General features: G+C 37.6%; 13 protein-coding genes and 1 pseudogene. 10 read left to right on the top strand and 4 right to left on the bottom strand.

The window, feature by feature from the left end; genetic code table 11:
* Window positions 1-596: 596 nt before the first annotated feature.
* From spoVG (PROCOU_RS04720) to yycF, 5 genes are all read left to right on the top strand, one after another.
* A complete protein-coding gene (gene spoVG / locus PROCOU_RS04720; protein ID WP_036070003.1) occupies window positions 597-911 on the top strand; it encodes a septation regulator SpoVG in 315 nt (104 codons plus the stop codon).
* 140 nt (window positions 912-1,051) lie between these two features.
* A complete protein-coding gene (spoVG, locus tag PROCOU_RS04715) occupies window positions 1,052-1,366 on the top strand; it encodes a septation regulator SpoVG (RefSeq protein ID WP_036070002.1) in 315 nt (104 codons plus the stop codon).
* 757 nt (window positions 1,367-2,123) lie between these two features.
* Window positions 2,124-3,497, top strand: a complete 1,374-nt coding sequence (gene glmU / locus PROCOU_RS04710; protein ID WP_036070000.1) for a bifunctional UDP-N-acetylglucosamine diphosphorylase/glucosamine-1-phosphate N-acetyltransferase GlmU — start codon at window positions 2,124-2,126, stop codon at window positions 3,495-3,497.
* A gap of 87 nt (window positions 3,498-3,584) precedes the next feature.
* Complete coding sequence (locus tag PROCOU_RS04705; RefSeq protein WP_036069998.1) at window positions 3,585-4,541, top strand: ribose-phosphate diphosphokinase; 957 nt, start codon at window positions 3,585-3,587, stop codon at window positions 4,539-4,541.
* Between the two features lie 284 nt (window positions 4,542-4,825).
* Window positions 4,826-5,539 carry a response regulator YycF gene (yycF, locus tag PROCOU_RS04700; protein ID WP_036069997.1) on the top strand — a complete coding sequence of 238 codons (714 nt, stop codon included), beginning with the start codon at window positions 4,826-4,828 and terminating at the stop codon, window positions 5,537-5,539.
* A gap of 153 nt (window positions 5,540-5,692) precedes the next feature.
* Here the strand turns inward: yycF and PROCOU_RS04695 are convergent, their stop codons facing one another.
* The 4 genes from PROCOU_RS04695 to PROCOU_RS04680 all read right to left on the bottom strand — a co-directional run bounded on the left by PROCOU_RS04695 (window position 5,693) and on the right by PROCOU_RS04680 (window position 8,813).
* A complete protein-coding gene (locus PROCOU_RS04695; RefSeq protein WP_036069995.1) occupies window positions 5,693-6,793 on the bottom strand; it encodes a tyrosine-type recombinase/integrase in 1,101 nt (366 codons plus the stop codon).
* A gap of 82 nt (window positions 6,794-6,875) precedes the next feature.
* Complete coding sequence (locus PROCOU_RS04690) at window positions 6,876-7,340, bottom strand: hypothetical protein (protein WP_036069994.1); 465 nt, start codon at window positions 7,338-7,340, stop codon at window positions 6,876-6,878.
* Between the two features lie 475 nt (window positions 7,341-7,815).
* On the bottom strand, window positions 7,816-8,478 hold the full coding sequence (locus PROCOU_RS04685) for an ImmA/IrrE family metallo-endopeptidase (RefSeq protein WP_036069993.1): 663 nt from the start codon (window positions 8,476-8,478) through the stop codon (window positions 7,816-7,818).
* A 5-nt stretch (window positions 8,479-8,483) separates the two neighbouring features.
* The gene (locus PROCOU_RS04680; RefSeq protein WP_036069991.1) at window positions 8,484-8,813 is read right to left on the bottom strand and encodes a helix-turn-helix domain-containing protein; all 330 of its coding nucleotides are present in this window, start codon (window positions 8,811-8,813) and stop codon (window positions 8,484-8,486) included.
* Between the two features lie 276 nt (window positions 8,814-9,089).
* Here PROCOU_RS04680 and PROCOU_RS04675 point away from each other — a divergent pair, with 276 nt between their 5' ends.
* The 5 genes and pseudogenes from PROCOU_RS04675 (at window position 9,090) to PROCOU_RS04655 (ending at window position 10,643) form a co-directional block, all read left to right on the top strand.
* Window positions 9,090-9,413 (top strand): winged helix-turn-helix transcriptional regulator, encoded by a 324-nt coding sequence (locus PROCOU_RS04675; RefSeq protein WP_036069989.1) that lies wholly within the window; start codon window positions 9,090-9,092, stop codon window positions 9,411-9,413.
* An 11-nt stretch (window positions 9,414-9,424) separates the two neighbouring features.
* On the top strand, window positions 9,425-9,607 hold the full coding sequence (locus PROCOU_RS04670) for a helix-turn-helix domain-containing protein (RefSeq protein WP_036069988.1): 183 nt from the start codon (window positions 9,425-9,427) through the stop codon (window positions 9,605-9,607).
* Between the two features lie 17 nt (window positions 9,608-9,624).
* Window positions 9,625-9,865: pseudogene (locus PROCOU_RS04665) on the top strand (hypothetical protein).
* 158 nt (window positions 9,866-10,023) lie between these two features.
* Window positions 10,024-10,464 carry a hypothetical protein gene (locus PROCOU_RS16385; protein WP_051994192.1) on the top strand — a complete coding sequence of 147 codons (441 nt, stop codon included), beginning with the start codon at window positions 10,024-10,026 and terminating at the stop codon, window positions 10,462-10,464.
* Window positions 10,461-10,643 (top strand): hypothetical protein, encoded by a 183-nt coding sequence (locus PROCOU_RS04655; RefSeq protein WP_036069986.1) that lies wholly within the window; start codon window positions 10,461-10,463, stop codon window positions 10,641-10,643. Before PROCOU_RS16385 ends, PROCOU_RS04655 begins: the two co-directional genes overlap by 4 nt.
* Window positions 10,644-10,738 lie beyond the last annotated feature (95 nt).

The raw sequence follows: 10,738 nt of genomic DNA, 5'->3' as shown, positions 1-10,738 counted from the left end.
TTTTTAAACAATATATTTATCTTTTTCTTATTATTAATGCTTTAATAGCAATATATAATCAGATATTCTAACAGATATTACGATGTGTCATAATTCATTGATATTTGTAAACAATATTAAAAAAACATGTACAAAAAGAGAGGTTAAAAACAGATAATCAACTCTTTTTTGTATACTAAAAAAGAGTTGATTTTAAGTGTATTAGTGTATAGAGACATAAATTTAGTGAATAAAATATAATTGGAAATGCTTATACAGCATACATTAACAACGTTTTTCATAATTACTAAAAACGAACTGATTAATAGTATACAATATTTTCGTTATTAAGGACAATATGGTTTTGTCAATAAAAAATACATTTTAAACGGTATTTTTATATATGAAGTCACAAAGTTGTCAAATTTAGCTTTTTTTATTATGATGTTGTTAGAGAAAAATTCTGGACTTTCCTTTTTGGGGACATAAAGTAGTTGAAAATTACTTTTTGTGTAGGAGAAATGTCGATGGAACAATTCTCTAGTGTTATCTTTATGATGTTGCGTGTATGTTGAACAACAAGTAACATGTCAACAAGAGCTAAGGTGGTGAAGAAAATGGAAATTACAGATGTGAGATTACGTCGAGTTGAGACTGATGGAAGAATGAAAGCTATTTCTTCAATTACTATTGACGGTGAATTCGTAGTACATGATATTCGCGTGATTGATGGTAATGATGGGTTGTTTGTAGCAATGCCAAGTAAACGTACTCCAGATGGAGAGTTTCGTGACATCGCTCACCCAATTAATTCAGACACTCGTGCTAAAATTCAGGACGCTGTTTTGGTTGCTTATGCTGAAGCTGATGAAGTTGTGAGCGAAGTAGCGGAAGAAGCGACACCAGAAGCGGAAGAAGGAAATGAAGACTAAACACTACTTTTTATAGGACCTGGGTAAATGCTTGTTGTGAATAGCGAATCTAAAGGGAAACTAAAGATTGTCCCAAGTAACAAGATGAAATAACCAGAGAAAACTATGAGAAGACAAAATGGGATAAGGAGTGACTAATAATGCAAGTAACTGATGTGAGATTACGTCGTGTAGAAACTGATGGAAGAATGAGAGCTATTGCTTCTATAACTTTAGATGAGGAATTTGTTGTTCATGATATTCGTGTGATTGATGGCAATAACGGTTTATTCGTAGCGATGCCTAGTAAACGAGGTGTTGATGGTGAATTCCGTGATATCGCTCATCCAATCAATTCTGATACTCGTGGAAAAATCCAAGAGGTCGTGCTTGCTGAATACGTTCGCGTAGGCGAAGAAGAATCAAGTGCAGTATCAGAAGACGTAGCAGTTGAAGAAGAAGTAGCTGCTGAATAATTAAAAATATTAATCCAAGCAACCAGCCACACCAGGCTAGTTGCTTTTTTGTTGGGCCTCTTAAGAAACGTATTTCAGTTTCTATAGAGGCCCAATATGAGTGCGAACGAAGTGAGTATTCGTTCCATAAAAGAACTGATGCGAGACAAAGAAAAGAAGAGGAAACAGTTACGAACATAAAACATGTAGAGTACTAAAAAGCAAGAACTCCTCTTAAGAAACGTAGTTCAGTTTCTTTAGAGGTCCAATATGAGTGCGAACAAAGTGAGTATTCGTTCCATAAAAGAACTGATGCGAGACAAAGAAAAGAAGAGGAAACAGTTACGAACATAAAACATGCAGAGTACTAAAAAGCAAGAACTCCTCTTAAGAAACGTAGTTTAGTTTCTTTAGAGGTCCAATATGAGTGCGAACAAAGTGAGTATTCGCTTCTACCTGAAACAGATTTGGAAGGATTACATGCTCGCTTTGCTTGGGGCTGTAACTCATTTTATTTGAAGGGTTATGGAGGATTGTCTGTGTATTGTGTTGTGTCTAATTTGGTGTCGAACAGTCACTGGTGGATTACATGCTCGCTTTGCTTTCATGCATATTGGGGCTGTAACTCATTTTATTTCGAACAGCCCCAACAATGCAAACGCTTGCCATTGATTTCTTCTAGAGGAAACGAAACTAGGTTCTAATTGCATCTTGAAAAAAAGGTGTATTTACGGTATTATCATTATGAAGAATAGTGGATAATTGGAGGGTCTTGTCAATGATGAAAAGATATGCGGTGGTTTTAGCGGCTGGGCAAGGTACAAGAATGAAGTCGAAGCTTTACAAGGTTTTACATCCTGTTTGTGGAAAGCCTATGGTAGAACATGTAGTAGACCAAATCAGTCAGCTTGAGCCGGATGAAGTTGTGACTATTGTCGGACACGGCGCGGAACAAGTGCAGACCCATTTGAAAGATAGAAGTGTGTTTGCTTTGCAGAAAGAGCAACTAGGGACGGCGCATGCTGTTTTACAAGCAAAAAGTGTACTCGGTGACAAAGAAGGTGTCACGCTTGTTGTATGTGGCGATACGCCGCTTATCCAAGGGCACACAATGGAAGATTTAATGAAATATCATCAAGAAAAACGTGCGAAGGCAACAATCTTGACAACGGTTTTAGATGATCCAGCTGGCTATGGACGGATTATTCGTGATGACTTAGGAATCGTTGAGAAAATTGTTGAGCAAAAAGATGCGTCAGAAAAAGAACAACGCGTGAATGAGATTAATACTGGTACTTATTGTTTTGATAATCAAGCTTTATTTGAAGCGTTATCGAAAGTATCTAATGAAAATGCGCAAGGTGAGTACTATTTACCAGATGTTATCAAAATTTTAAAAGACGAAGATGAGGTCGTTGCGGCTTATCGAATGGAGAATGCAAAGGAATCGCTTGGTGTGAACGATCGCGTAGCTTTAGCAGAGGCTCAAGAGATTATGCGTCACCGAATCAATGAAAAGCACATGCGAAATGGTGTGACTTTGATTGATCCAGCAAATACGTATATTGACGTTGATGTAGAAATTGGTCAAGATACGATTGTTGGACCAAATGCTTCGATTCACGGTAACACAGTTATCGGAGCTGATTGTGAGATTACTGGCGCAAGCGTGTTGGATAATGCGATTCTTGGTGAGCGTGTTCAAGTGAGACATTCGTCTATTTACGATAGCAAGGTTGGCGATGACGTGCAAGTCGGACCTTATTCACACTTACGTCCGGAATCCGAAATCAGTGAAGGCGTTAAGATTGGAAACTTTGTGGAGACGAAGAAAGCAACGATTGGCAAGAACTCAAAAATCCCGCATTTCATTTACATGGGTGATGCGGAGATTGGCGAGAATGTTAATATTGGTTGCGGTTCTATCGCTGTGAACTATGACGGCAAAAATAAAGCTAAAACAATTATTGGCGATGATGTCTTTATTGGTTGCAACTCCAACTTGGTAGCGCCAGTCAACATTGGCAATCGTGCTTTCGTGGCAGCGGGCACAACGGTTACAAAAGATGTACCAGAAGATGCGCTTGCTATTTCACGCGTGAAACAAGAAAATAAAGAAGGATACGCTAAAAAACTTAATTTCAGCAAGTAATGCTTTATTTTAGTGTTATGGGGTTGCATGATTTTTTGAGCAACCCCAACAATGAAAAATTATATAAAATCTATGTGGAGGCTGATTATGTCTAACGATTATTTTGATCCAAAGTTAAAAATTTTCTCTTTAAATTCCAACCAAGCACTAGCAGCGGAAATAGCGGAAGTAGCGGGAATTAATTTAGGGAAGTCCAGCGTGACCCATTTTAGTGATGGCGAAATTCAGATTAATATTGAAGAAAGTATCCGTGGTTGCCACGTTTATGTTGTGCAATCCACTGGTTTTCCGGTTAACCAAAATCTGATGGAACTTTTGATCATGATTGATGCACTTAAGAGAGCTTCAGCAAAAACAATTAATATTGTGATGCCGTACTACGGTTATGCACGTCAAGACCGTAAAGCGCGTAGTCGTGAGCCTATTACGGCCAAACTAGTAGCAAACTTAATTGAAAAAGCAGGCGCTACACGTATGATTACACTCGACCTCCATGCACCACAAATTCAAGGTTTCTTTGATATCCCAATCGATCACTTGAATGCGGTGCGTTTACTATCTAACTATTTTAGCTCGCATCATATCGATGAAGATTTGGTTGTTGTTTCTCCAGATCATGGCGGAGTAACAAGAGCTCGCAAAATGGCAGATCGTTTGAAGGCGCCAATCGCGATTATTGATAAGCGTCGTCCGCGTCCAAATGTTGCCGAAGTCATGAATATCGTTGGTAATGTGAATGGTAAAGTCGCTATTTTGATTGACGACATCATTGATACAGCAGGAACAATCACTCTAGCAGCAAATGCTTTGATTGAAAATGGCGCAACGAAAGTGTACGCCTGTTGTTCTCACCCAGTTCTATCTGGTCCAGCGATTGAACGTATTAGCAATTCTCCTATCGAGAAATTAATCGTGACCAATTCACTTGTTTTACCAGAAGATAAATGGATTGATAAAATTGAGCAATTATCTGTAGGGCCTCTGCTTGGCGAAGCAATCGTTCGCGTTCATAAAAATGAATCTGTAAGCCCATTATTTGATTAAATACAAAAGATACATAGCGCAGGTCTCCTTGTTTGGAGATCTGCGTTTTTGTTTATTAAAATACAAAAGCTTCCCAACTTTTCCTATACGGAAGATAGTATGTTATAATGATGTGTGTAATGGTTGTTATGGTTGGAAGTACGCTCATATACAGGATATTACGTGAGAAATAAAGCATTCATTTATCTCAAAAGAAAGACATTTTTTAGCGGCAACACAGGGGTTATTTCTCAAAAAATATAGTGGCAATGAAGCGATTTTAGAAATGGGAGGACTGGTTAACAATGGCCGAAAAGAAAATTTTAGTTGTAGATGATGAAAAGCCGATAGCGGATATTGTGAAATTCAATTTAAATAAAGAAGGCTTTGATGTATATTGTGCCTATGATGGCGATGAGGCGATTGAATTGGTAGAAGAAATTCAGCCTGATTTGATTTTGCTTGATATTATGTTGCCAGGTCGCGATGGGATTGAAGTGTGTCGTGAAGTACGTAAAAAATATGATATGCCGATTATTATGGTGACTGCAAAAGACTCGGAGATTGATAAAGTGCTTGGTCTGGAGCTAGGTGCAGATGATTATGTGACGAAACCGTTTAGTAATCGTGAATTAATTGCACGTGTGAAAGCGAATTTACGTCGTCATAGTACGGCTGGAAGTGCTGTAGCAGAAGAGGAAGAGAACAGTGAACTGGAAATTGGTTCGCTTATTATCCATCCAGATGCATACGTTGCGTCTAAACGCGGCGAGACGATTGAACTGACTCACCGTGAGTTTGAATTACTGCATTATTTAGCGAAACATATGGGGCAAGTAATGACGCGTGAACATTTATTGCAAACGGTTTGGGGCTACGATTATTTCGGGGATGTCCGGACGGTAGATGTAACAGTACGCCGTTTACGTGAGAAAATTGAAGACAATCCAAGTCATCCAGCATGGCTTGTAACAAGACGGGGAGTAGGCTACTATTTACGGAATCCCGAACAGGAGTAAACATTAGTTGTGGGGTTATGGCTGAAACGGCTGTAATCCTTGTGTTATAAGCGTTTTTGAGAGTTTCGTCATTTTAGCATTTATACCCCATAGTGACCTATAATACCTATAAATTTGGGGCATTTGTGGCACTATTTGTGGCACTATTTCGTTTTAAACGGCGAAAAATTCGTCAACTTTCGCTTGGTTATTTGCACGTAACTGTTTGCTTAAGTGGCTGTAATATTTGAGTGTTGTATTTATATTTTCATGACCTAATCTTTCGGACACGTAAATGATGTCCATACCAGCTTCTACGCACAAACCTGTGTGTGTATGTCTTAATCTATGAATTGTTATTTCGTCGCTCTCAATGAGCTTACACATCGCTTTAATCGCATTATTAACAGTACCATTTGTTACAGGGTTGCTTTTGCCTTTCAAATTAAATAAAAACTCATGTTTGTTTGCAGTGCCTTTCGAATAGTGATCGTGCCACTTTACATATTTTTTAAAATAATCGTTTGTCTTAGAGTCTAGGAACACCTTCCTAGGCTTTTTAGTTTTGGTATCAACAAAAGTATGTGTGTATTTGTAGTCATACGCTCTCGTGACATGCACAATGCGATTTTTGAAATCAATATCTTTTTTCGTTAAAGCAACGATTTCTTCAAATCGCAACCCAGCCATGACGGCTAACATCATTACTGCATTGACAACGGAATACTCTTTTCTCAACTCGATTAGTAATAAATCGACCTTATCACTCTCCATAAACATTACCTTATCCTTAGATACGTCCACACCAGCCATCACAGCCCCTTTAGCGGGGTTTTCCTTAATGTACTTTAAATCTACCGCGAAGTTAAAAAGAGCTCGCATTTTGCGGTGTCTGGTGTCCACAGTGGACAGGGAATAATCTTTTCCAAGGTGATTAATGAATTGTTGATATTTAATGCGATCGATAGATGAAATAAAAATATCCCCGAAATAATCAATAAATTGTTCATATGCAAGCCGGTATAAATCGATTGTGGAATCACTTACTTTATCTGTTTTGAAAGTATCGATAACAAGGGTGTAAAACTCACCCATCCGCCACTTTTTTTCTTTTGCTGCTATATCATTATTTTTATAGGCTTTTCGTAATTTAGCTACACGGTATAAAAGATTATCTTCGTCTGAATCGGTAAGGCGACGTTCTTTCCATTCGCCATCTACTTTCACTTTAATGCGTGTGGTGTAATTGCCATTAGCTTTTTTGGTTATTTTCATGTTTTCACCTCCTTAAAATAGTACATATGTTCGGTTCGAGAGCCGCAGAAGCCCATTTGGGGGTGGGCTTGCTGGGGTTTATTTAGTTTGTTTCATAACCTGCTTGCAGAGCACTTGCGATAGCTTGAATTAGTGCTGTATCTGCTTGTTTTACAGTTTCAACAACATTATCAGAAGCTTGTGTCATATCTTCATTATTGTCTATAGCTGTGGATATTTGTTTAATAGATTGAAGGCGTAAATTAATACTTTCTGTCATTTTTCTTGAAAAATTTTGGAGATCTTCGTTTTCTTTAAATACTTCATTTGTGGATAAATAATTTTTCAAACTATCGTATTTGATAGTCAAGTTATCCATATTGCTTCTTAATGATGATAAGTCAGCTTTTGTTTTAGTTTCAGACCAAGCATCTTTCCAATTAGTTTGCCATGAACTGTCATACTCTTTAACAACTTTATCTACAGATTTTTGTACATCCTCTTTTGAAACTGAGTCGTCTTTGTTTTTAGAAGGTGTTTTTTTTAACTGTAGATGTGTTCGTATCACCTTTATCACTTGCTTCACTTGAATCCGAATTACTAACAGCGACAATTGTACTTACCAAACATACAGCAATCACAATCAACGGTACTTTCTTTCCTTTTTTTTCTGATAGCATTGACGATTAGCCATACGATGCCAATAATAAAACCTACAATTGATAATGCTCCTAAGACTGCCATTTTTACATTCTCCCTTTTGTTCGTATTTTTATTTATTTTACGATTGCTTTATTCTGTCACTGTATAATCGGAAAAATTTCGATTATAGTATAGTCATACTTATTAGTATTAAGACCAGAGACACGCCTATTGTTATAAAAGAAACCTTCTTCGGTTTTCTTTTTATTAAGTTAAATACCAATAATACCAGTCCTGCTATTAAACCCAAGGCACCCAACCAAAATGCAATAAAATCCATTTTCTCATTCTCCCTCTATACAATGTATTTTAAACTCCACTCTATTATATAGTTTCCATCATTATACATCAAGGTTATATTGCATATTTTCGAGCAATTCACGAGATTTAACAGGATTATTGGAAGCAAGGGTAACCAAAATTAATAAAGCCTTTTTCTGCACATTTTCAAAGTTCATAGCTATATTGTGTGCTTCCCAGTATGGGACAGAGTAAGTAAAAATCAGCAGCTCTCTTATTCTAAAGCGTAATGCCGGCTTAGAAATAACGACTTGCTTACATATAGAAGAAAAAGAATGTCCTTTTCTTAAAAAGGCAATTAGTATGTAGTCTGGTAGAAGTAAATGCCCCGCGAACATGTCCGCTTCGGATTCTCTTTGTAATTCTTCCTGTGACTGATAAATAGAATTACCAACTACATCTTGAAAAGAATAAATCTTGCATGTGTCGTTTACGTGTTGGAAGTAATGTCCCAGCTCATGACCTTTTGAAAAATTACCTCTCGCTTTACTCATTTTTGAGTTCGTTGTTAGTGTTATAGAACGCGAGTCTGATACTAACATTCCCGATATGTCAGAGTCAAAAGGGTAATCAAAGGCATCTATTCCACACCGATCAATCACATGTTTTAAAACGTCCTCGCTGTTGTAGTCTCTATAACTTGTATATACTTGCGGGGCTAGGTGTTCTGCTTTTTGTTTTGCACGAACTAAGCCTTCATTCATCTATATTATTTCCCCTTTCCATCAAGGAATTTGCGTCTTGCTTCCATAAATGCCATCAGTTCTTCTTCTAGCAGCTGTTTCTTTTCTTCTGATAAATCAGATGTATTCGCACGGAAGAAAGTCACAAAGCCTTCTTCTTCTTTTTCTTCGCGTCCTAGGAGGTAGTCTGTGGAGACATCAAAATAATCCGCTACTATTTTGATCTTGTCAGCACCTGGAGTTTTTGTTTTCCACGAATATATCGCGTTTTCTCCCATATCCAATTTTAAAGCTAGCTCTTTCAAAGATATTTTTTGTCCGTCCGCTAGTTTTTTTACGCGTTCAAACGTAGTCATATCAATGCATTCCTCCAAAAGCTGTAAAAATAGTACGATATAGAGTAACAAAACGCTTGACTATCACTCTAAAGAATACTATACTGTGTTTAACAGCTAAATATTTAGCGCAATAAGTACAACAAATACAAGCCGTAAAACGTTGGGGAACGTGAATTAGTGGCATAAATGTAGGTTTATTTCGCTATGTACTTATAGTACTCTATAGAATGCTTTTTGTCAACATTCCGCTAAATATTTAGCTTATTTAATACAGGAAGGTGAGGTGAAAGAGGAATGACGTTAAACGATAAGATACTATTTTATCTAATCGATAATCCGAAAGCGACGAATTTAGAAATCGCAACACATTGCAATATAAAAGAAGATCATGCGAAAGTAACGATTTCAAAACTAAAAACAAAAGAATGGATAGAAGTCAGTGGACAAGGCGATAAACGTACTATTTCAGTGTTGAGAGAACCCACTGTGAAAGTGGACAAGAAGGAACGTTATAACAGACAACTGGACTTTCTGGAATCCATTATGTTCTCTGATGCTGATCCGAAATATCGATTAGAAGCATCATCACAGCATATTCGAATACTGAATAAATTATAAGGAGGTGTGCAATGTCAGACCTAGAATTTGGAATTTATGTCCGTTCAGAATTGCGACGAATGGGGTTACAGCAAAAGGATTTAGCGAAAGAAGTTGGTGTATCTGATGCGTATTTATCACAGGTACTTGATGGCAGCAAAACAGGATATAAAGTGAAAGATAAGATTAGAAAATATTTTATCGAACATAAATAGTAGAAAGGATCCCGCCCATGGCAAGACCAGTCAAAAACAAAAAACTAACGTCACCAGTCGTATACGGCGTGTGGACATTAGAAAAGTTTGCAGATGCAAGCCCGCGATCATATGGTTGGTGGCTTGAAAATATCTATGATTATCCAGAAATAAGCAAGTTCAGCAACTGGGATAAAAAGAAAAAAAGAACGCTGGGCGTTTGATGCTGTGAAGGCAAACGAATGGTTGATTAAAAAGTTTGTTTACAAGGAGGTATGACATCGTGTTTATAGCAATATTAGTACTTCTATTATGTACACCATTCATGTATCTAAACTACCAAGACAACAAAAAATAGCCCACATGGCAATGTGGACTAAGACGTTTAAACAAAATAACTTGGCTTTATTATAGCCGAAATTGGAGGAAATAGCAATATGAAAACTGTGGAATTTAAGCAAGCGGTTGAAGGGCTAGGGTTTAATTTAGGAAAATATGTTGATGACGACTCGCAACTTAGATTTAGGGTTTATGATGATAATGGCAAGTGTATAGGGTCAGTGTACAAGGATAGTCAATACACTCATAGCATTTACGCTTACAATATCAAAGAACTCGGCGAAGAAAAAACACACAAACTAGCGGAATTACTATTCGAATACGCATCCACACCGCTAGACGAACGCGAAGAACCGAAAAAGTGGTATTTGCGCGATCCTGTGACGACTGACGATGTAGTTTTGAACATATGTAAGTCAACTGGTAGACGTATATGGAATACAAAAGCTGACACAGGTTGGTATAAGAATCAGTTCACCCGCGCCGAAATCGAAGCCTTCACGTTTCCGGCGGAGCATTTGATTGAGGTGGGCGAGTGATGGAATACGCCCTATACAAAGGCGACACACTGCTACAAATAGGCACAGTAGACGAATTAGCGGCGTTCAAGAAAGTGAAGCGTAAAACGATTTTGTTTTATGCCACGCCGAGTTATCGGAAGAGGACGAGTGAAAAAGGGCTACGGACTATTAGATTGGAGGAGGATGGAATTGGCTAAGAAGAAAGGAATTTTGTTTTGCGATTATTACGATGAATGGATAGAAGTCTACAAAGTCGGCGCTATTGCGAAAATAACGCTAGATAAATATTACA

The sequence above is a fragment of the Listeria rocourtiae FSL F6-920 genome (assembly GCF_000525975.1).
GTDB classification, from domain to species: Bacteria; Bacillota; Bacilli; order Lactobacillales; family Listeriaceae; genus Listeria_A; species Listeria_A rocourtiae.
The sequence above is the reverse complement of the archived record's forward strand: the minus strand, read 5'-3'. Positions and strand labels throughout refer to the sequence as shown.